We start from the raw sequence: 21,690 nt of genomic DNA, 5'->3' as shown, positions 1-21,690 counted from the left end.
CGTTCTTAAATCCGAAGATACTTGTTCAGGAAGTCCAGCGTGCGCGACCACGCCAGCTTGGCCGCCTCTGCGTCGTAGCGCGGCGTTGTGTCGTTGTGAAAGCCGTGGTTGACGCCAGGGTACATATATTCTTTGTAAACGACGTTATGGGCTTTGAGCGTACTTTCAAACGCCGCGCGCCCGGCATTGATGCCTTCGTCCAGGCCAGCATAATGCAAAAGCAAAGGCGCTTTTATCTTGGCGGCGTCCTCGGCCTTGGGTTGCTTGCCATAGAAGGAAACCCCGGCACCAAGGTCCGGCAGCCTGGTGGCAAGCGTATTGACCACGCCACCTCCGTAACAAAAACCTACTGCGCCCACCTTGCCCGTGCATTCCGGCCGAGTCTTCAGGAACTCGTCGCCGGCAATGAAGTCTTCGATGCTTTTTGCAGGATCCAGCTTGGCAAACAGCTCTCGTGCTTTGTCTTCGTCCCCGGGGTAGCCGCCCAGGGACGTTAAGGCATCGGGAGCGAAGGCAACGAAGTTTTCAAGCGCCAGCCGGCGTGCGACATCTTCGATATAAGGATTAAGCCCGCGGTTTTCGTGGATGACCAGGACCCCGGGCAGTTTCTGCGTCGTATCGCTGGGCCGGGCCAAATAGCCCCGTATGGTGCCAGAACCATGGGGCGATGGGTATTCAAGGTATTCCGCCTTGATGCGCGGATCGTCCTTGGTAACCTGCTGGGCCAGTGCGAAATTGGGCTGCAGGCTTTCCAGCATGGCGGCCGCTGTGATTCCGCCAATAGCGAACTTGGCGGCGCGCTCCAGAAATTCGCGCCGGTTGATTTCGCCATGTACATAAAAATCGAACAACTTCATGACGTCGGGAGGAAAATCGCTGGCTTTCTTTCGTTCCACGGTCTGGCTCCTTGAAGGAAGAAGGGACGCTGGCCGGTTCTCCAAATCAAGGATATTTGGCGGCTGCGGCGATAATGACGGATGAGCGTTTAAGCATATTGCCACCAAATTCTGATCCAGAACAGAAAAAAAGTCATCTGGCGCGAAAAGCGGGGTGCATGCCGATTCCTGTTCAGGATCCCCGCGCCTCGCGCAGCAGTATCGCGCGTTTGCGCTCCACGCCCCAGCGGTAGCCGGAAATATCGCCGTCGCGCCGGACTACGCGATGGCAGGGAATCGCTACCGCTATGCGGTTCGCGCCGCAGGCCTGTGCGACGGCTCGTACCGCCTTTGGCGCGCCGATGCGTTCCGCGATCTGTGTGTAGCTGACGGTTGTGCCGGGGGGAATTTCCTGCAAGGCCTGCCACACCCGCTCTTGAAAGGCCGTGCCCTGAACATCCAGCGGCAGGTTCAAGCCCAAGGCGGGCGCTTCGACAAAGCCCACGACTTGCGCAACAAGCTGCTCAAAGCCGGGATCGCCGCCGATGAGGTCGGCTTTGGGGAATTGATCCTGCAAGTCCCGCACTAGCTGCTCGGCGTCGTCGCCCAGAAGAATGGCGCAGATGCCGCGCTGACTTTGCGCAACGAGTATCGCACCCAAAGTGCATTGGCCAACGGCGAACTGGATGCGCGCATTTCGCCCGCCTGCGCGATAGTCGCGCGGGGGCATGCCAAGCATCCGCTCAGAGGCATCGTAAAAGCGGCTGTTGGAATTAAAGCCTGCTTCGTAGATGGCCTCGGTGACAGTGCCGGCCTTGTTCAACTCATGGCGCATCCTTCGGGCGCGGTGGGCGTTGGCGTAAGCCTTGGGGGTAAGGCCGGTCTGCGCCTTGAACAAGCGATGGAAGTGGAATGAGCTGATGTTGGCTTGCCTGGCCAGGTCTTCCAGGCGGGGAGGAGTTTCAGAGCTTTCAATTTGGCGGCAGGCCTGCGCCACCAGGGCCTTGTGCTGGTTTGCGGAGTCGGTGCGATCCGCACTGGCGCGCAGGCTGGGGCGGTAGCCTGCCGCTTCGGCCTCGCATGCCGTATCAAAGAAAATCACGTTTTCGCGCTTCGGCAGGCGGGAGGACGAACTGGGACGGCAATATACGCCTGTGGTAGTCACCGCGTAGACGAATTGGCCGTCCGCAGCCGGGTCGCGAGCCTGGACGGCCGCCCAGCGGATTTCATCGTTGCTGTACAAAGGGGAAGGAATACGGGCGTTCACGGTGCGCTCCTGGCAAGTGTGCGTTATACGGACACCTGAACTTTAGAATAGAGCATAATTGCAAGCACTGCGTTTCTTGCTGTCGAATTTTTTACGGAAAACGCATGCCTGTGGTGCTCTATTTTTATACCGCCAACTGCAGCCGTTCTTCGCTGCCGCGGCCCAAGCAACTGCCGTCCTGAACGCTTTTCGCCGCCCGCGGCTCAGGCGCCGCCAACGATGCCACGCTGTATCTGGTCGCGTTCGATCGATTCGAACAAGGCCTTGAAATTGCCTTCACCGAAACCGTCGTCGCCTTTGCGCTGTATGAATTCGAAAAAGACCGGGCCGAGCAGAGTTTGAGAAAAAATCTGCAGCAGCAGGCGCTTTTTGCCATGTTCGCTGCTGCCGTCAAGCAACACGCCGCGCGCCTGCAGCTCGCCGACCGGTTCGCCATGTCCCGGCAGGCGCTCTTCCAACATTTCATAGTAGGTGGCGGGCGGAGCCTTCATCAGACTTACACCGGCTTTTCTAAGACTGTCGACGCTGGCAAGGAGGTCGTCGGTAAGCAAGGCAATATGCTGGATGCCTTCGCCATTGAATTGCATCAGGAACTCTTCGATCTGGCCGCCTCCGCCCGCGGCTTCTTCATTCAGGGGGATGCGGATTTTTCCGTCTGGCGCGGTCATGGCGCGCGAAGTCAGGCCGGTGTATTCGCCCTTGATATCGAAATACCGGATTTCCTTGAAATTGAAGATTTTTTCGTAAAAATCGGCCCAATAGCTCATGCGGCCGCGATAGACGTTATGGGTGAGATGATCGATCAGCGTCAGGCCATGTCCCACAGGGTGGTGGTCGACGCCCTCCAGGAATTCGAAGTCGATGTCGTAAATGGCTTTGCCTTCTGTAAAACGGTCGATAAGGTAAAGCGGAGCGCCGCCTATGCCCTTGATTGCCGGCAAACGCAACTCCATTGGGCCTGTAGGCAAGTCCAGCCCTTGCGCGCCTCGTTCCAGGGCAAGGGCGTAAGCCTTGTGCGAGTCCTTGACGCGGAAGGCCATGCCGCAAGCCGAGGGGCCGTGTTCGGCGGCAAAATACGACGCCACGCTTTTCGGCTCGTTATTGATGATGAAATTGATACCGCCCTGGCGATACAGCGTTACGTCTTTGGAGCGATGCACCGCCACCTTGGTAAAGCCCAATAGCTCGAATACCGGTTCAAGCACATTCGGGGCAGGGGAGGCGAACTCGACGAACTCGAAACCCATGAGTCCCATAGGATTTTCAAACAAATCAGCCATTGAATGCTCGCTTATTGGATATTGGCTAATACGTTAACGGGTCTGGGGCAAGCACGCAAGTAGGCATCAAGGCGGCCTTGATCGGCTGTGCCACGACGCAAATGGCGACGGGCAGCGCGTTGCGCTTGCCCGTCGCCAATGGGCCTTCTGAAAGGAGCTAGGCTGCTTTGACTTATGACTCCGATTTATGTTCGGGCTTGCCCTTGCGCTTGGTCGAGGCCAATTCCTCCAGTTCCTTTTCACTCATGGATTTATACATGGACTTGGAAGCACCTTTGAGCTTGGCGGTTTTTGTCTCGCCGCGCTTGGCGGAAAGGGCGGCGCCCGCCGCCTTCTGCTGTGCTTGAGATTTCGCTGGCATATCGGATCTCCCAGTAAGGTTCGCGCAAGAGGGCGCCGCTCTATCGACGCAGCACCTTGATGTCGTAATCCACTCTTTGAACGCCTGGCACCTGGCGCGCCGCCTGTACGTCGGTTTGCGCGATGAGCTGGGTGTCGGCCACGCCGCGCAATGTCACGACACCATTCAGTGTCGTCACTTGAAGATTTGCGGCTCCTGTGCCGGAAGCCTGGCTGATGGCCTGGATTACATTGGCGTTGATGGTGGCGTCGTTGTTGACGGGCGCGCCGTTGCTTTCGCTGCCCCGATAGTAGTATGGGCCGGTTGCCACGTTGCCGGGCTGAGTATTGTCGTACCCGGCGCCGTATTGGTTCGTGCCGCGCTGGTCGGAGTTGGCGACACAAGCCGAAAGCGCCAGCGCCGAGGCGGCCGCAATCAATATATGCGTGTATGTTGTGGAACGTATCATAGCGACTCCTTGTTTAAGCGAGAAGACGTAGATCGGACGCGACGAACGCCAGGCTTGCCGGGCCCGAGCCGAACGCCTATTTTGTAACCTTGACCTCCGGCAATTCCTTCAGTTGGTCTTTGGTATAGCCTGTCAGCATTAGTTTGTCGCCGGTCTTGGAAACCTTGTCGAACGGGATGGCGACATTGTGTTCGCCCATACCCAAGAATCCTCCCGCCCCTATGACCAGATTCGAGGCCTTGCCTTCCGGAGTAAGCACCACGTCCTCGATTGCGCCGATTTTTTCGTCTTTTTCGTTATAGACGTTCTTTCCCATGAGCCTGTCCTTGACGCTTAAGCCCGAAATCATCTGAGCCGGCTTGGACGGCGGGGCGCTGGGAGCGGCCCCCATGCCCGGACTTGCCGGTGCCGGCGTCATGCCTCCCGTTGCAGGCGCCGCCGGTCCTGGCGTGGACGGAGCGGTAGGACTGCTTTGCGTTTGCGGCGCGGTCGCCGCGCCCGTTTGCGCGAACACGGCTGGCGTCACCGCCAAGGGCAACGCATAGAAAGCCAGAGTAAGAAGTTTCTTCATGGTGATCTCCTGAAAGTGAGCAAATGCATCAATGTCGAGAGCAAGTCTTGTGCCGCCGCCCTTGCCGCTGCACGCGGGCGCACTATTTGCTGATGCTGTCATGCACACTTGCAACTTGCTAAGCCGGTTCAGATTAAGGAGCGTACTCATGAAAACGACGAAACGTATGGCAGCTTATGCATTGATTACGGCCGTTTTGTTTGGCCTGAGCGCTTGCAGCGGCATGTCGAGACAAGGGCGGAACACCGCCATCGGCGCGGGGGTAGGAGCGGTTGGAGGTTCCGTCTTGACGGGAGGCAGCACTCTTGGGACGCTAGGCGGCGCCGCAGTCGGCGGTGTGGTTGGCCACGAATCGACCAAATGATTGAAATTTGAAGACCTATCACCGAGAGGACATATGTACTACGCCGTGGCAATACTCCTGCTTTTTCTATGGTTGCTTGGATTGGCTACGTCATCCATGATGGGAGGAGCGCTTGCTCCCTGAAGCGGCAGCAGGCTTACTCCTCCAAGAGCCCGGCGGGCGTCACAGTGCTCTACGCAGTTCCGCCGCCGGGTATTTGATTTGACTTCGATATTTCGACACCGTCCTGCGAGCAACAATTACACCCTCCCTGGCCAGCTTGCTGGCCAGGACCACATCGGATAGCGGCTCTTTGGGATTTTCTTCCTCGATCATTTCCCGAATCAAGGCACGCACTGCCATCGCCGAACACTTCCCTCCCGAGTTGGTCGCCAATTCGCGCGAGAAAAAATACTTGAACTCCAGTATTCCTCTTGGCGTGGCCAAGTATTTGTGGGTCGTAGCGCGCGAGATTGTCGACTCGTGCAGGCCGAGCTCATCGGCGATCTCTTTCAGCATCATGGGGCGCAGCGCAATGGCTCCGTAGTCGAAAAACGTCTGCTGCCGGGCCACGATGGCCTGCGCAACCCGCTGTATGGTGACGCTGCGCTGTTCCAGGCTGCGCAGCATCCAACGGGCTTCCTGCAAAGCCTGCGACATCAAGGAACGGTCGCCTCCATGGGATTGGCGAAACAGCTTGGCGTAGACATCGTTCATGTGGACTTGCGGCGTAGCCTCTTGGTTCGGGACTGCGACCCATAGCTTTCCTGCCTTGCGCACGCTGGCGTCCGGGATCACATAACTAGAAGCATCGGTCGGTATAAAGCAAGCACCGGGGCGAGGGTTCAGGCTTCGTATAAGGACGCAAGCGCGTTTTATCTCTTCTTCGTTGCATGCCAGAAGCCGCGTCAAGCCGGCATAGTCGCAACGTGCCAGCTTGTCGAGCCCGCCCGCCGCAATGCGCAGCGCAAGTTCCCGATAAGGTGTTTGGCCGGGCAGAGCGTTCAATTGCAAGCGCAGGCACTCGGATAAATCGCGCGCGCCGAGTCCCGGCGCTCCCAGTTGCTGCACCAGCTTCAGTGCCGTGGTCCATTCACCGTCGGTGATGGCGGGGCTAAACCGATGTGCATCGGCTAGATCGGCAAAAGGCGTCCGCAAATAGCCGTCCGAGTCTAGAGCGTCAATGATGAACTCGATGAGGCAGCGCTCTCTAGCAGTCAATTCGCAGCCATACAGGTCGGCGCGCAATGAGTCTTGCAAGCTGACAGGGCTTCTGGCCCAGGCGCCCACATCGTTGTCGGCATGATCATTGCTGTGAACGCTGGGGTAGCTGCCCGCATGATTGCGTTCGGCCTCGCCTGCGTTGTATTCCAGATGCTCGATGCCGGGACCGTCGTGGGAGGCAGCCGTGGCGGCCTGATCCGGCGCAGGGAGGTCCGGCGTATCCACATCCGGCTTTCCGGCCGCGGCTTCGGCCATAACAGCGGCTGGCGACACGTCCGAAGAGTCGGCGATCTCCGTCCCATCTTCGAGGAACGGATTGGCGGCGATAGCCTCGGCAACTTCGCGATTGAAGTCCAGCGTAGACATCTGCAATAGCTTGACCGATTGCTGCAAGCGTGGCGTAAGGCTGGTTTGCTGCCGCGTTTGTATTTCGCAAGTGAGCTGAGTCAATTTCCACCTCTTTTAGTGTTTCGTTGATTTGAAGGCTCGTGAGTATTTGGGGCTACTGGTCCATTCCATGCAATAACCATGCCAGATATCGAAACTAGTTGTAATAGAAGTAATTTGTTGATATGAAAAGTCGATCGCCATTCTTGTTCTCGGCCTGCTGTTTCTGGTGACAAAGTATGTGCGCGGTCTTGCAAGAGGGGATGTTTTGTGGCGGCGAAGCATCTAACGCTATAAATTGCCGATTTGTGTAAAAAGTACCTCCGCCCCAGTACTGATCGGCCCGTGTTGGCCGGGCACTCTTCATGCTATCGGCCCCAAGGTAGTCCTTCTGGAAAGATGCTATGGAACATTCTGTAGAGGCGCGCATTACGATTCTGATCTTGACCAGCAATCGTCGCGCACAATTATTGAACAAGCTTGAATTGCTGTGTCAGCTACCAGAGAGATGGCCGATCATTGTGGTCGACAACGGTTCAAGCGACGGTACCGCGGACATAGTCGCTTCGCGGTTTCCGCAAGTTCTATTGGTTTGCGCCAAGCGCAACCTGGGTGCGGCGGCGCGCAATATTGGCGTGGCTTATGTGCACACGCCGTACGTTGCATTCTGCGATGACAATACCCTGTGGGAATCCGATGCGCTCAATCGCGCGCTGCATCTGCTGGACACAGCAGCGGACGTAGCGGTATTGAGCGCCCACGTAGAGCCTGGCGCAAGGCAGGAAGCCGGGCCAGGCCTGTTTCGCAAAGAATACGGCTTGCAGGAGGCCAGGCATTTTTACGGCCCGCAATCGCTCGGTTTCATGGCCGGAGCGTGCATCATGCGTACGCGTGCGTTCTATGACGTGGGCGGGTATTGGCCGCCATTGTTCCTTGGCGGAGAAGAAGCCCTGATGGCTTTGGACCTGGCCGAGCAAGGCTGGCGCATAGCATACGCGGACGATGTGGTGGCTCGGCACCTTCCAAACCGCGACCAGGCCTCGGACCGGGGACGTTACCGCCTTATCCGGAACGCCATCTGGGTCGCCTGGATGCGACTTCCTTTGAGGGCCGCCTGGCGCGAAACCTGCTTCCAGGTTGTGCTGGCCCGTCGGCACGATATGTTCGGATGGACGATGCTGCAAGTGCTATGGGGGCTGCCGCGGGCGCTGCGGCGCCGCAAAGTCATTTCTCCCCCCATAGAGGCCCTGAAAGTACTGCTTGAGAGGCCGGCGGCTACCCCGGCCGCCGGCTCGGAATCCTGAGCCAGACTGGAGGTGGGGCGCCCGAAGCCCGAGCAGTACAGATGCAAATGGGTATGCTTATTGCTACCTTGCTGTTCCCGCGAGGCAATTTCGTTGTGAGATTGCGATGAGGTCGGGTTTTGACAAGGAGTATATATGAATGGGGAAGAACACCGCGCCAATATCAGCCGCCGAAAAAACCGCGTCGTTTTCGATTGGCAAGACCTTGTGACCGACGCAGAGGCGTTGTTGCGCTCCACGGCGGCTTACACCGGAGAGGAAATCGAAGATGCGCGCGCCCGGCTCAAGCATCAGCTTGATTCTGTCCGGGGGCACGCCGGCCACTGGAATCGACAGGCCATGGAGAGTTGCCGTGCGGTATCGGGCGCCGCGGATGAATATGTACACGATCATCCATGGAAGCTGTTGGGCGTGGTTGCGGTATTAGGGGTGATGGCGGGCCTGTGCGTAGGTAACGATAAACGTCGGCAATAAATGGTACCGGCAAGGTACCGCGGCAAACCGGTAGGGAGAATGCCATGTTGGGAACGATTTTATTGATTATCTTGATTCTGCTTCTGATAGGCGCGCTTCCGAGCTGGCCCTATAGCAGGGCCTGGGGCTATGGTCCCAGCGGCGGCCTGGGAGTGCTGCTGGTGATCATCATTGTCCTGTTGCTGTTCGGAGTCGTGTAACGGCCGCCCCCAAGGGTGCGAAGTTCCTTGCGGCCACTTCGCATCCCAAGCCGCACGGGGCCGAGTTTGAAAGAAGAAGTAATCGCAATCCCATGAGCTTCGCCGGCAAAGTTCGGCAGCTTGCCGGGACTGCTGTTGCCGGCGGCCCGGTCTATGGACTTTGCGTAGTTTTTTCATTATTATTTTGTTGCCATTTTTTTGATTTTTAGGAACCGATATACGGTACTTTAAAGAACCCGTCGTCACCTGATATCGGCGGAACGCCGATCGGAAGTTGCGGGTTGGGACATTACGCGTAGAAAAACCGTTTTGTAATAATCGCAGGGATACACTGCGCCTGCTTGATGCTGAACTCCTGAATGTACCGAACTCTATGCCGCATTTATTGATAACCGATGATGAGCCTGCCATATGCGATGTGCTCGCCGAAATAGCGTCCACAGAAGGCTACACTGTTGCCGTGGCAAAGGATATACGCCAAGCCCGTATCCAGCTTGGACGTCAGAAACCCGACCTGATGTTGCTCGACATGGTATTGCCCGACGGCGACGGCATCCAATTCTGGAGCGACCTCGAACTGCCCGATACGCGGGTGGTCTTCATGACGGGCCACTCCAGCATCGATAGCGCCATCGAAGCCTTGCGTTGCGGCGCTGTCGATTACCTGCGCAAGCCCGTAAACCTGCAACGAGTTCGCGCCTTGCTGGCCGGAATGAAGCCTTCCCTGAACGAGCGCCAAGAGCCCAGTTCCGCCGATTGCTTCAAGAATATGATCGGGCAGTCGCGCGCCATGCAATTGCTGTGCGCGCATATTGAAAAAGTTGCACCTACGCAAGCCACTGTCCTGTTGGTCGGAGAAAGCGGCACGGGCAAAGAGCTTGCCGCCGAAGCCATTCATTTGGCCAGTCCTCGGCGCAAGAAACCCTTCATGCCGGTCAACTGCGGAGCCATTTCGCCCAACCTCATCGAAAGCGAATTGTTCGGGCACGAGAAGGGCAGCTTTACAGGCGCCGACCGCCAACACATAGGCTATTTCGAGCGCGCCCAAGGAGGAACCTTGTTCCTCGATGAAATTACAGAAATGTCCATGGACTTGCAGGTGCGCTTGCTCCGGGTCCTGGAGACCGGCCGGTTCATGCGGGTCGGCACGAATGTCGAAATCCCCGCCGATGTGCGCATAGTTGCCGCTACCAACTGCAATCCCGAGCAGGCCATGAGCGAAGGCACCTTACGCGAGGACTTGTATTACCGCCTAAGCGTCTTTCCTCTTGAACTTGCGCCTTTGCGCGAACGCCAAGACGACGTCATGCTGCTTGCCGACCATTTTTTGCAAAAGCTCAATAAAGAAAACCGTACGCACAAGGTTTTCTCGCCCAGCGCGCTTAAAGCCATACAAGAATACGCATGGCCGGGCAATATCCGCGAACTGAGAAACTACGTATATCGCAGCTTCATTTTGGCCGATGACGTAATCGAAGGGGACTTCACCACTTTCGACTTGCATTCGCCTTCGGGGGGCTCGAGCAAAGACATCGTATTGCCGGTGGGTGTTCCCTTGGCCGAGGCAAACCGCGAACTTATCCTCGCCACGCTGAAGCAGTGCGGAGGAGTCAAAAAGCTTACCGCCGAAAGGCTGGGCATCAGCCTGAAAACGCTGTACAACCGTCTCGAGGAATACGGCGCCACAGAAGGCGATAGCAGTACGGCGCGTCGTACTCTGTAGTAGGTCGGCCCAAGACCTTTTCTTTTCATTCCAGCCGGGTGCCGCAGCTTGCACGCGGCGCAGGATCGCGCATTAATGGGCACGCTGCTTGCTTCTCGTAGGCCACAGTACCTACAACCACAGAGGCCCATTATGAAACAACAACTATCGGTACCCCGGGGTAAAAGCCTAGCCATTATGGCGGTTGCGCTGTCCAGCCTGGTTTTTGCGGGCTGCACCACCACCGCGCCGAAAGACCAGGCGACCGCCAGCCAACAGCGCAAAGATATCAACGCAAGCGTGGATTCGACGCTGACCCGGCTTTACAAGTCGGCGCCGGATGCGCGCTCGATGGTCGAGCGGGCCAAGGGCGTGCTGGTCTTTCCGAACGTTCTGAGCGCCGGGTTTGTCATAGGCGTCGAGCACGGCAATGGCGTCTTGCGGGTAAATGGCCGCAACCAGGGCTATTACAGTACGACCGGCGGCTCCATAGGTTTTCAAGCAGGCGCGCAGTCGAGGGCGATCGTGCTGTTGTTCATGACCCAAGAAGCCCTGGATAAATTTCAGAGCAGCAATGGCTGGACGGCCGGCGTCGACGCAACGGTAGCCGTGGCCAAGATCGGCGCCAACGGAAAGGTGGACACCAATACCGCTCAGCAATCGGTCGTCGGCTTCGTGTTGACGAACGCCGGCCTGATGGCGGGGGTCTCGCTTGAAGGTGTCAAGATTCAAAAAGTCGAAGGACTCTAGGCGGAGTGCGACAACCCTGCGTTGAGCAAGGCGGGCTGCAGAGCATGCAGTCCGCCGCGTTTAGTGTTCGCTTGATTGCACGTCGTCCAGCCGCGTCACATCCAGCGTGGCAATGCGCCGGCCGGTCATCTGCACTACTTCAAATCTAAGGCCGTTGAACTCTATCACGGCACCGATTTCGGGCAGGGTTCCAAAGCGATCCAGCAGCAAGCCGGCAATAGAGGTGAATCCATCGCCGCTGGCGGGCAGAATATCTGTGCCCAATACTTGTGCCAAATGATGAAGATCCGCCGCGCCGTTGACGCGCCAGTGTCCCGGCCCCATCGACTGAATGGTCGGTTGCTCGTCTTCGTCGGGAAATTCGCCGGCTATTGCCTCCAGGATGTCTATCGGCGTAAGAAGCCCTTGAATCGTGCCGTATTCATCGGTGACCAATACCAGTTGTCCGCGCGACTTCTTAAGTGTGTCCATCGCCTTCAGAACGGCTGTCAGTTCGTGGACGACGATGGGCGCCCTTAAACTCGGCAGCTTATCAAGGCTCTTGCCGTCCATCATGTCGGCCAATAGGTCTTTAGCCCGCGCAACTCCCAGTATATTGTCGAGTTGGCCGCGGCAGACCGGGAAGAAGCTGTGGGGCGTGTCGCGCAAATAGCGTTGTATTGTCGCAGGGTCGTCGTCCAGGTCGATCCACGAGATCTCGGTGCGGGGAGTCATGATGGATCTAATCGAGCGGCCGCCCAGCGTCAGCACTCCGCTTACCATGCTGCGTTCCTCGGCGCCAAAGGCGGGTTGGCCGGCATTCGAGGCATCTTCGGGCACGGCTTGCGATGCATCGGGGCTCGGCTTGCCTCCAAGCATGCGCAACACCGCCTCCGCGGTACGATCGCGCAAAGGCAGGCGCGCTTCGCTCTTTAACAGGCTGCGGCGGGCAACCTGGTTGAAAAACTCGATAAGAATGGAAAACCCGATGGCCGCATACAGGTAGCCTTTTGGAATCTTGAAGCCCAACCCTTCGCTGGTAAGGCTCAGGCCTATCATCAGCAAAAAGCTAAGGCACAACACAACAACGGTAGGATGCGCATTCACAAAGGCGGTCAAAGGCTTGGAGGCCCACATCATCATGGCCATGGAAATAACCACCGCCGCCATCATCACGGGTAGCTCATCCACCATCCCCACGGCCGTAATGACCGCATCCAGCGAGAAGACGGCGTCCAGGACCACTATTTGCGCCACCACGACGGCAAAACCGGCATAGGCCGCCGACTTGCCATGTTGGTGCGGAGTGCCCTCCAGACGTTCATGCAATTCTGTAGTGGCCTTGACCAAAAGAAAGATGCCGCCCAAAAGCAGGATCAAGTCTCTGCCCGAAAGCGAAAAAGGCCCAAACGCAAGTAGTGGAGCGGTCAGTGTCACCAGCCACGAGACCATCATGAGCAGTCCCAAGCGCATCAACAACGCCAGGGAAAGGCCAATCAGCCTTGCCTTGTCGCGCTGGTGGGGCGGCAGCTTGTCGGCCAGTATGGCAATAAAGATCAGGTTGTCGATGCCGAGCACGATTTCCAGCACGACCAGGGTCAATAGACCCAGCCAGATATTGGGATCCAAGAACCATTCCATACGCTAGCCTAATAAAAAGAGGAATAAAGCCACGCCACAACGCTCCCCATGTACGAATCGAAGCGGAGATGAGAAGAGTGGCGGATTTAATACAGAGCCGATCGTTCGGATGTGCGGTCCGGACGAATACAGACGGGGAAGGGGCAGGGACAAGGGCGTCGGCAGGCAAGCTGCAAAGGGCCGAGTCTGATTTGAATACGGAGAGTGGGGGATAAAAAAAGGGACGATAAATCGTCTCATAGGTAGGAAGGGGCTGGTGATAGTGACGCCTAGTATAGCGCGCCGCGGCCCTAAACGGCCTGGCCGAATGTTGCTGGTGGCGCCAGGGCGTAGCGGCCTGTGCAAGCCGGTGAGTTTCCGGCCCGCACAGGCAACATTCAAATTGCCTGGATCGATTTCGCCTGGGGGCCTTTGGGGCCTTCGGCGACTTCGTAAGAAACCCGCTGGTTCTCTTCTAGCGATTTGTATCCGGTGCCCACAATGTCGGTGTGGTGCGCAAATAAGTCCTTACCGCCATTCTCGGGCGTAATAAAGCCGAATCCTTTGTCATTGTTGAACCACTTGACGGTACCCGTTTGTCGTTGCATTGCTGTTGTCCTTGAAGATTGTCTGGAATACTCAGCATATTGTCCCACAGCTTGCGCCGAAAGAACGCCTTGATGAATGGTCTGGCTTGCAAAATATTGCCGCAAACGATGGCTGCCCCTCGCGCGGCGCAAGCTGGATGACTCCAGCGACCGCCGCCTCTACACCATCGCCAAAGTGCACCAGCACTTTCTGTGCCTGAACATCGGCCGACGCCCTTGGCGAGCGGCCAAAGCAACAATAATCCCGCCCAAGCGCTTTGCTCATGCGTTGGCAGGGTCAAATTCCGGTCGGGAAGGTTTCCGCCATGTCGCGGCCTTCGGCTTTGATGTATCCGATCGGCTCGACTGGCCCTGTGTCGTCGAAATGCACTATGGCGTCGAACTGTTCGCCCAGATTGACATGAAAATAATGGCTTTGCCGCTCGGTTTCGGAGCGATAGATGACACCTATGGCCCGTTCCAGCAGAGGCCGGTTCAGCGCCGCGCGCAATGGCGCGTCATCCCGCAGAAGCAGCAGGAAGCGCGCTATTTCGGTTTGATGAAAGACGCGCTCAATGCTGTTCTTCAGGGCGGGTGACACCCGCTTTTGCTGCGGCGGCATATCCCAGTCCGAGGTGGCGATGACGGCGCCCTGATAGGTAGTAAATCCCACGAGCAGGGCGTCCCTGCCATATCGCTCGCGGACAAGTTGGCCAAGATTCAGTTCGCCCAACTCGCCCATCTCTGTAGCCCGGGCATCGCCCACGTGAGAGTTGTGCGCCCATACCACCACCTTGGCATCTTTCTGCTCGGTACTCAGGTAGTCCACCAGTGCCTCGAGCGTTTGCGCCATATGGCGATCGCGGTTGTTCCAGGACTCAACGCGGCCTCGGAACATGGAGCGATAGTATTGTTCCGCATTTTTTACCAGCCGGGCATTTTGCTGGGCGAAGAAGAACTCATCGCTTTCGACTCTGCCGTCTTGGCCAGCGTAGGCGATTGCCTGCTTTTGCAGTTCAAGCGCCTGGCCCAGCGCCTCTTGCTCGCATGAAGAAGAAAGGTCGAAACTTGCGGCGTAACCATAGGCCTGGGGATCTTCGGCAAAGTGGTCGAAGCAGGAGTAGCGATAGCGGGCGCGGGCGGCCGCCTCGGGATCGACCTTTTCAAGATAGCGAAGCACCGCGTCCATGGAAGAGTACATGCTGTACAAGTCCAGCCCATAGAGTCCGGTCTTGCTTTGTTCTTCCCGGTTGTCGTTGAAACGGCGCAGCCATTCGACAAATGCCAGGACATCAAGGTTGCGCCACATCCACGTCGGAAAGCGCTTGAAGTCTTTCAATGCATCGCGGCTATTGGAATCTATGCCTGCCGCCCGGACATAGCGATTGATGCGATATGCATCAGGCCAATCTGCCTCGATGGCAATGGCGTTGAATCCCTTTTCTTCGATCAGCCGCTTTGTAATTTGCGCGCGAGCATCGTAGAACTCATGCGTGCCGTGCGACGCTTCGCCCAATAAGACGAATCGAGCATCGCCGACGAGATCAATAAGCGGATCATAGTCGCGCGCCGCGCCCTGCATTAGGTATGCGGCATTGCGGATCGCCTGGACAAGTGCATTGTCTGTTTCGTCAACCATATTTGTGTTCCCGGGTTCTTCGGCTCGTCCTGTGGGATTTGGGCCATATCCGCAGCCGTAGTGCACCAGATGGGCGATGGCTGGACTCGTCCAGGGTCCAGCAAATGGCATGCCGCGAGAGTCGCGTACACCGCCGTTCTGCGTTGAGCCCGTTATGCAAAAAGCATAAGAAGCGCGCCCGTCGGCGGCATATCAATTGCTGTGCTTCTCGCTTAGGGCAACTTACCGTGGATTTTCCGCAAGGTCCTAAATTTCCATAGACAAGGAGATCAACATGCCTAATGATTTTCAGAGGAATCGACGAAACTTCGATTATCCCGACCTTGACCGCGACCCCGCCGAAAACCGTGGACGCCAGTCGCCGTTCGGGCGGGAGCAAGGCGCTTACCAAGGTCACGATCAACGAAGCTACGACCGCCAAGCGCCGTCGCGCGCAAGGAGCGACTTCAGTGGCGATTGGCTCGACCAAGGCGGTGAGTATGGCCGATACGAAGGCCGCAGCGGCAATGAAGGCGACAGGTACGATCAAGGCGGATACGGCGGCCCAGGGGGACGCGGGTATGCAGGAGGCGATAACTATGACCGTGGAGCATCTCCGCAGCCGCGGCGCAGCCAACAGGCCGGCTATCTGCTGGAAGAGCAATTTACGCCAGGAGAGGACTATGGCGGCTACGCCAACCGCATACTGGACGAGGGCGGCTATGGCCGGCGAAATCCGCAACGCCATGCCTACGAGCCGGCTAATGCCTTTCGATCTCAAGGCGGGCCGCAATCCAATTTGCAAGCGGGCGGCAATCGTGGCTTCGAGGCCAATCGACCGCAAGAACATTATTCGGCACCAAGAAGCATGCCCAAAGGCTACAAGCGGTCGGACGAGCGCATTCGCGAAGACGTGTGCGAACAACTGAGTCGCAGCGGCTGCGATGTCAGCGACGTTTCCGTGGACGTATCGGATGGAAAGGTCACGCTGCAGGGCACAGTCACGGACCGTTATGCCAAGCACGCAATAGAAGATTGCGCCGACGACTGCATGGGCGTACAGGAAGTCGACAACCGCATCCGCGTACAAACGCAAGCCGGGAACAGTGCTGCTTCTTTGCCACGGGAACGGAAGCAGCAGTAGATTGCCGGACGGGAAGCGCACCCAAGGAGACAAAGCATGGCGGAAACGACGACGGAGCTCGACATAGCCGGACGTGTTGCATACTTTTCCATGGAAATGGCGCTGGAACCGGCCATACCCACCTATGCGGGGGGGCTTGGCGTGCTAGCCGGGGACGTAATGCGCTCGGCGGCCGATCTTGAACTTCCTGTCATCGGTATTACTCTTGTCAGCCGGGCAGGGTATTTCAAACAAGAGATCGGTCCGGACGGCGGGCAGATCGAGAAGCCCGCGACATGGCGCCCGGAGGCGCATACGCGGCGGCTGGGTGCGAAAGTGGCCGTTCATCTGGAGGGCAGGCAAGTCTGGATCATCGCGTGGCTTTACTTCGTTTCCAGTGTCCGCGGCGCGAGCGTCCCCGTCCTTTTGCTCGATACTAACCTGGAGGAGAACCATGTTGAAGACCGAACTTTGACAGACTCGCTGTATGGCGGGGACGCGGCCTATCGGTTAAAGCAAGAGGCAATCCTGGGAATTGGCGGCGTACGCATGTTAAGGGCGCTGGCCGTGAAGATCCGGTGCTTCCATATGAATGAAGGGCACTCTGCATTCATGGGGCTCGAGTCTCGTCGTGTCGAGCCCAAAGCTCGCCGAATTTTCACCACTCACACGCCGGTCGACGCGGGACACGACCGGTTCCCGTACACCCTGGTAACGCAGGTGCTCGGAGATTATTATGAGTTGGAAGAGCTCAAGGAATTAGGCGGGTCCGACGAACTGAACATGACTCGCTTGTCCCTTTCGCTTGCGGATTATGTCAACGGCGTGGCGCGGCGCCATGCCATGGTTTCGCAACGCATGTTCCCGGGTTACGAAATCAAGGCTGTGACGAACGGCGTTCATCCGTTTACCTGGACCAGCGAACCCTTCCGCGCGCTTTATTCCCGGCATTGGCCCGGCTGGAGCCACAACCCTGAAGCGCTTATGCGCTCGGAGCAACTTGCTTCGGAAGACATCTGGAACGCCCACATGATAGCCAAGGCGGCGCTGATTCGCTTGGTACAGGCGCGAGCAGGCTCCCAACTGGAGGCCGGCGTGCCCATCTTGGGGCTGGCGCGCCGGATGACCGAATACAAAAGAATCGATTTACTGTTTCGCGACCTGTCGCGCCTGAAAAGCATCGCCAACTCACATCCGTTCCAGGTCGTGCTGGCGGGGAAGTCCCACCCCCACGACGCGGGCGGAAAGCGCATTATCGAGCGGCTGCATCAGTACGCTTTAGCACTGAAAGGATCGGTCCAGGTGGCGTTTATACCGGACTACGACATGGAGGTCGCGCTGGCCATGGTTTCAGGCGCCGATGTGTGGCTGAATACACCATTACCGCCGCATGAGGCCTCGGGTACTAGCGGTATGAAGGCGGCTTTCAATGGCGTGCCGAACCTGAGTATTTTGGACGGTTGGTGGCTGGAAGGCTGCATCGAGGGCATCACCGGCTGGGCAATTGGCAACGACTCCCAAGCCACGGATGAATCCCACGCAGCCAGTCTTTATGACAAACTCGAACATATCATTCTACCCATGTGGTATCGCGACCGTGGGGCATGGGTCAATGTCATGAGAGGAGCTATCGGTCGAAACGCCAATCATTTCAATAGTCAACGCATGATGCGCCAGTATGCGGCAGAAGGCTATCTGCTGTGAGCCGGCGCGGCGCGCGCCGCAGCGAATTGGACGCGTTCCGGACTGGCGCCGTTTTACCCCTGTGGCCATTTCCAATGCTGAATCTCATCTCTGTCCGTGCCTTCGGTATTGGCATGGTTGATGCTGTCGATGATTTGTCCTTTAAGCCATTCTTTCAAGTGTGCGCCAGAGTTTCGTAATCCTGGAACACGGTCGATGACGTCAATTGCCAAATTGAAGCGGTCGACCTGGTTTTGAATGGCCAGCTCGAGCGGCGTGTTGATGTTGCCTTTCTCTTTGTATCCGCGTACGTGAATATTGGAGTGATTCGTCCTGCGATAGGTGAACTTGTGAATAAGCCACGGATACCCATGGAAATTGAAGATCACGGGCTTATCACGGGTAAAAAGTGCATCGAAATCACGGTCAGAGAGACCATGGGGATGTTCTGTGCTGGGTTGAAGCCGATACAGATCGACAACATTGACAAAGCGGATCTTAAGCTTTGGAAGATGCTCGCGAAGAATAGCGACCGCAGCCAGCGCTTCTTGAGTCAAGATGTCGCCAGCGCTGGCCATGACGACGTCCGGCTCGTCGGCGGCGTCAGTGCTGGCCCACTCCCAGATGCCGATGCCCTTGGCGCAGTGGATTGCGGCGGCTTCCATATCCAAATAGACCAAATGCGGCTGCTTATCGGAGACTATTACGTTGACGTAGTCGGTGCTGCGCAAGCAATGGTCCGCCACACTGAGCAGGCAGTTTGCGTCGGGAGGCAGATAAATACGCGTTATCTCGGCGCTTTTATTGCTGACCAGATCCAAAAAGCCCGGATCCTGGTGCGTAAAGCCATTGTGGTCCTGACGCCAGACAAGCGATGAGATGAGGATATTAAGCGATGAAATCGGAGCCCGCCATCGCACCTCAAGCTTCGCTTTATCGAGCCATTTGGCATGCTGGTTGTACATGGAGTCGACAATATGAACAAAGGCCTCGTATGTATTGAAAATGCCATGGCGCCCCGTCAGTAAATATCCCTCCAGCCAACCCTCAAGCGTATGCTCGCTGAGCATCTCCATCACGCGCCCATCGGGCGCTATCTCTGTGCCGTCGGCATCCTCGGGCTTTATTTGCGCCATCCAGGTCTTCGGACTTGCCTTGTAGACCTCCTGCAAACGGTTCGAGGCATTTTCGTCCGGGCTGAAAAGCCGAAAGCTGGTCATGTTCGACTTCATTACATCGCGCAAGAACCGGCCAAGATTTTCCGTAGGCGATACTCGCTTGCTTCCAGGGCTATCCAACGGGACGGCATAGTCGCGAAAGTCGGGGATAGCCAGGGGCTTGCGCAGTTTGCCTCCGTTGGCGTGCGGGTTGGCGCTCATGCGGCGCTCGCCCACCGGCGCCAGATCCTGTAATTCAGGCATCAAGGCGCCATGCTCGTCAAACAGCTCCTGCGGCCGATAGCTGCGCATCCATTGCTCGACAATCCGTAGATGCTCGGGATTCGATTTCACCTCGGTAACAGGAACCTGATGCGACCGCCAGAAGTTTTCCACTTGATGCCCGTCTACCTCCTTGGGCCCGGTCCAGCCCTTGGGCGACCGAAGAATAATCATCGGCCAGCGCGGTCTGTCCGGCTTGTTGGCTTTGCGCGCTTGTTCTTGAATGGCCCGAATCTGCAACACGCAGGCCTCGACCGTTGATGCCATCTTCTCGTGCATTGCATCGGGCTCCTCGCCTTCGACCACATGCGGCGTCCATCCGTATCCCTTGAATAAATCCTCCAGCTCCTGTGGAGTGATACGCGCCAGCAGCGTGGGATTGGCAATCTTGTAGCCATTCATATGAAGAATGGGCAACACTGCGCCGTCGCGGATCGGGTTCAGGAACTTGTTGGAGTGCCATGACGTTGCCAGCGGTCCGGTTTCGGCTTCGCCGTCTCCGACCACGACACTGGCTATGAGGTCGGGATTATCGAATACGGCTCCAAAAGCGTGCGAGACGCTATAGCCCAGTTCACCGCCTTCGTGAATCGACCCGGGCACTTCGGGAGTGCAATGGCTGCCTAGCTGGCCGGGAAACGAGAAAGCCCGGAATAGATTCAGCATGCCTGCCTCGTCCCGGCTTTTCTCGGGATAGATTTCTGAATAGGTTTTTTCCAGATAACAATTGGATATGACGGCTGGGGCGCCATGCCCGGGGCCCGAGAGATAAATCATATTTAAATCGAACTTGCGGATGACACGATTCAAATGCACCCAGATGAAGGTTTGACCGGGATCGGACCCCCAGTGCCCCAACAGCCGGTTCTTGAAATGTTCTGGACGCAGCGGCTCTTTAAGAAGGGGATTGTCGCGTAGGTAGATCATGCCGGCGCATAGGTAATTGCAGGCACGCCAGTACGCGTCGATCAAGCGCCGTTCATTATCGGAAAGAGTCCGGCTTGCCTCGGCTGCCCGAATGTTTTGAGTGGATCTCATGACAATCTGGCTCCTTGTGTTTATACAGACACTTGCAGCAATTTCAAGGAAAGCTGCAAAGACTATGTTTTACCTTTCAGGCAGCGTCGTCCAGCATGGAGCGACAATGGCGAGCTATTTGCAGTTCTTCCTGGGATTCAAAGACAAAAACTCCAAGCCGGGCTTCTTCGGGTGAAATCCTTTTGTCATTGCGCAGGTTGGCCGGTTCGTCAATGCGGGCGCCAAGGAACTCCAGACCGTTGCAAACCTTACGTCGAACCCGCGGGCTGTGCTCGCCGATGCCGCCGGTAAAAACAATTGCATCCAGGCCGCCAAGCACGGCTGTGTAGGCTCCAATAGTCTTGCGAATGGATGTGCAAAATACATCCAGCGCCAACTGTGCATGGTGGTCGCCGGCATCCGCCGCGGCCTGCAGCTCACGCATGTCGCGCCTACCTTGCGACAAGGCTGTCAGCCCGGAGGTATTGTTCAATAGCGTTTCAATCGACCTGGCGCTCAGTTGCTTTGCCTGCAACAAATATAGTATTACGCCCGGATCCAGATCGCCACTGCGTGTAGCCATGGGAATGCCTCCGGTTGGAGTAAGGCCCATCGTGGTGTCGACAGATAACCCGTCCTTTAGCGCGACCACGCTGGCTCCATTGCCCAGATGAGCAATTATCATGCGCGAGGGTACGCTGCCGTTCCATTGATGAATAATGGACTCGTAAGAGAGGCCATGAAATCCATAGCGACGGACTCCTTCATCGAATAAATCGGAGGGAAGGGCGAACCTTGCGGCGACTTCGGGAAGGCTGCGGTGAAACGCCGTGTCAAAGCACGCGAACTGGGATGCCTCTGGATAGATCCGCTCAACCCGCTCTATTAATTCCAGGCCTATCGGAATGTGTATTGGCGCGAAATGCAGACAGGCCCGCAATTGAGCCAATACCGCGGGGGTAATACGCTGATGGGATGTCAGCAGGGGGCCTCCGTGTACAACCCGATGTCCTATCGCTTGCGGTTTGGCTTGGAGTTCATTCAGCCACTGTGCGGCTGTCTGCAATGCGTCGCCTTGCGACGAAAAGCTCAGGCATTCGGATCGCACGACTTGGCCCCCGCCATCCTTGAGCAGAAGTTTTCCCTGGCCGCCGCCTATGCCATCCGCCAATCCTTCCAACACCAGTTGTTCTGTATCGTTGACCTTTCTGCAAAGCCCAAATTTGAGCGATGAGGACCCCGAGTTGACGACTAATATTGATTCGTTGGACATGTTAGGCCCAGCCTTCAAGAAAATATGCGGCGGATAAGGCTAATGGCAAAGGCAATACTACACTACAGTCGTTGTCTCGGATAGGATCCTAAAGGCGCGCGCAGAACCCGCTCTTTAAATTGCCTCTGTCTCCAACGTAGTGATCCATGTACCTGAATGTGAACT

20 protein-coding genes are annotated in these 21,690 nt (G+C 57.1%); 8 read left to right on the top strand and 12 right to left on the bottom strand.

Features of this window, described 5'->3' with window-relative positions:
• Positions 1-5 precede the first annotated feature (5 nt).
• The 6 genes from DFR37_RS00205 to DFR37_RS00180 form a co-directional block, all read right to left on the bottom strand.
• Complete coding sequence (locus DFR37_RS00205; RefSeq protein ID WP_113931241.1) at positions 6-896, bottom strand: dienelactone hydrolase family protein; 891 nt, start codon at positions 894-896, stop codon at positions 6-8.
• Between the two features lie 172 nt (positions 897-1,068).
• Positions 1,069-2,142: a bifunctional DNA-binding transcriptional regulator/O6-methylguanine-DNA methyltransferase Ada gene (gene ada, locus DFR37_RS00200; protein WP_113931240.1), complete on the bottom strand. Its 1,074-nt coding sequence runs from the start codon at positions 2,140-2,142 to the stop codon at positions 1,069-1,071.
• A gap of 203 nt (positions 2,143-2,345) precedes the next feature.
• Positions 2,346-3,422: a 4-hydroxyphenylpyruvate dioxygenase gene (gene hppD / locus DFR37_RS00195; RefSeq protein ID WP_113931239.1), complete on the bottom strand. Its 1,077-nt coding sequence runs from the start codon at positions 3,420-3,422 to the stop codon at positions 2,346-2,348.
• A 172-nt stretch (positions 3,423-3,594) separates the two neighbouring features.
• Positions 3,595-3,783 (bottom strand): DUF3008 family protein, encoded by a 189-nt coding sequence (locus DFR37_RS00190; RefSeq protein WP_113931238.1) that lies wholly within the window; start codon positions 3,781-3,783, stop codon positions 3,595-3,597.
• 40 nt (positions 3,784-3,823) lie between these two features.
• Positions 3,824-4,231 (bottom strand): BON domain-containing protein, encoded by a 408-nt coding sequence (locus DFR37_RS00185; protein WP_113931237.1) that lies wholly within the window; start codon positions 4,229-4,231, stop codon positions 3,824-3,826.
• A gap of 76 nt (positions 4,232-4,307) precedes the next feature.
• Complete coding sequence (locus tag DFR37_RS00180; protein ID WP_170139792.1) at positions 4,308-4,802, bottom strand: PRC-barrel domain-containing protein; 495 nt, start codon at positions 4,800-4,802, stop codon at positions 4,308-4,310.
• A 148-nt stretch (positions 4,803-4,950) separates the two neighbouring features.
• Here DFR37_RS00180 and DFR37_RS00175 point away from each other — a divergent pair, with 148 nt between their 5' ends.
• Positions 4,951-5,166: a YMGG-like glycine zipper-containing protein gene (locus tag DFR37_RS00175; protein ID WP_113931235.1), complete on the top strand. Its 216-nt coding sequence runs from the start codon at positions 4,951-4,953 to the stop codon at positions 5,164-5,166.
• 162 nt (positions 5,167-5,328) lie between these two features.
• Here DFR37_RS00175 and DFR37_RS00170 read toward each other — a convergent pair whose 3' ends face one another.
• The gene (locus tag DFR37_RS00170; protein WP_113931234.1) at positions 5,329-6,819 is read right to left on the bottom strand and encodes an RNA polymerase factor sigma-54; all 1,491 of its coding nucleotides are present in this window, start codon (positions 6,817-6,819) and stop codon (positions 5,329-5,331) included.
• A gap of 341 nt (positions 6,820-7,160) precedes the next feature.
• Here DFR37_RS00170 and DFR37_RS00165 point away from each other — a divergent pair, with 341 nt between their 5' ends.
• The 5 genes from DFR37_RS00165 to DFR37_RS00145 all read left to right on the top strand — a co-directional run bounded on the left by DFR37_RS00165 (position 7,161) and on the right by DFR37_RS00145 (position 11,186).
• Entirely contained in the window at positions 7,161-8,060 is a 900-nt protein-coding gene (locus DFR37_RS00165; protein WP_113931233.1) for a glycosyltransferase family 2 protein, read from the top strand.
• 135 nt (positions 8,061-8,195) lie between these two features.
• Positions 8,196-8,534 (top strand): ElaB/YgaM/YqjD family protein, encoded by a 339-nt coding sequence (locus tag DFR37_RS00160; protein WP_113931232.1) that lies wholly within the window; start codon positions 8,196-8,198, stop codon positions 8,532-8,534.
• Positions 8,535-8,578: 44 nt separating this feature from the next.
• Positions 8,579-8,734, top strand: a complete 156-nt coding sequence (locus tag DFR37_RS00155) for a DUF3309 family protein (protein WP_113931231.1) — start codon at positions 8,579-8,581, stop codon at positions 8,732-8,734.
• Between the two features lie 373 nt (positions 8,735-9,107).
• Positions 9,108-10,457 (top strand): sigma-54-dependent transcriptional regulator, encoded by a 1,350-nt coding sequence (locus DFR37_RS00150; RefSeq protein WP_113931230.1) that lies wholly within the window; start codon positions 9,108-9,110, stop codon positions 10,455-10,457.
• Between the two features lie 129 nt (positions 10,458-10,586).
• On the top strand, positions 10,587-11,186 hold the full coding sequence (locus DFR37_RS00145) for a BPSL1445 family SYLF domain-containing lipoprotein (protein ID WP_379881319.1): 600 nt from the start codon (positions 10,587-10,589) through the stop codon (positions 11,184-11,186).
• Between the two features lie 60 nt (positions 11,187-11,246).
• Here the strand turns inward: DFR37_RS00145 and DFR37_RS00140 are convergent, their stop codons facing one another.
• From DFR37_RS00140 to DFR37_RS00130, 3 genes are all read right to left on the bottom strand, one after another.
• Positions 11,247-12,806 (bottom strand): TerC family protein, encoded by a 1,560-nt coding sequence (locus tag DFR37_RS00140; RefSeq protein ID WP_113931228.1) that lies wholly within the window; start codon positions 12,804-12,806, stop codon positions 11,247-11,249.
• Between the two features lie 377 nt (positions 12,807-13,183).
• Positions 13,184-13,393 (bottom strand): cold-shock protein, encoded by a 210-nt coding sequence (locus tag DFR37_RS00135; RefSeq protein ID WP_113931227.1) that lies wholly within the window; start codon positions 13,391-13,393, stop codon positions 13,184-13,186.
• Between the two features lie 277 nt (positions 13,394-13,670).
• Positions 13,671-15,011, bottom strand: a complete 1,341-nt coding sequence (locus tag DFR37_RS00130; protein ID WP_113931226.1) for an erythromycin esterase family protein — start codon at positions 15,009-15,011, stop codon at positions 13,671-13,673.
• Between the two features lie 274 nt (positions 15,012-15,285).
• Between DFR37_RS00130 and DFR37_RS00125 the strand changes: the two genes are divergently transcribed.
• Together DFR37_RS00125 and glgP are read left to right on the top strand one after the other, a co-directional pair.
• Positions 15,286-16,134 (top strand): BON domain-containing protein, encoded by an 849-nt coding sequence (locus tag DFR37_RS00125; protein WP_113931225.1) that lies wholly within the window; start codon positions 15,286-15,288, stop codon positions 16,132-16,134.
• Positions 16,135-16,170: 36 nt separating this feature from the next.
• On the top strand, positions 16,171-17,817 hold the full coding sequence (glgP, locus tag DFR37_RS00120; protein WP_113931224.1) for an alpha-glucan family phosphorylase: 1,647 nt from the start codon (positions 16,171-16,173) through the stop codon (positions 17,815-17,817).
• 53 nt (positions 17,818-17,870) lie between these two features.
• On the opposite strand, the gene DFR37_RS00115 is transcribed toward glgP, so the two are convergent.
• Complete coding sequence (locus DFR37_RS00115; RefSeq protein ID WP_113931223.1) at positions 17,871-20,273, bottom strand: phosphoketolase family protein; 2,403 nt, start codon at positions 20,271-20,273, stop codon at positions 17,871-17,873.
• 76 nt (positions 20,274-20,349) lie between these two features.
• Complete coding sequence (locus DFR37_RS00110; protein ID WP_113931222.1) at positions 20,350-21,525, bottom strand: acetate/propionate family kinase; 1,176 nt, start codon at positions 21,523-21,525, stop codon at positions 20,350-20,352.
• Positions 21,526-21,690 lie beyond the last annotated feature (165 nt).

Origin of the sequence: Eoetvoesiella caeni, assembly GCF_003315175.1 — a bacterium.
Taxonomy (GTDB): Bacteria; Pseudomonadota; Gammaproteobacteria; order Burkholderiales; family Burkholderiaceae_B; genus Eoetvoesia; species Eoetvoesia caeni.
Note: the sequence above shows the minus strand (reverse complement) of the source record. Positions and strands in the feature narration are given on the sequence as shown.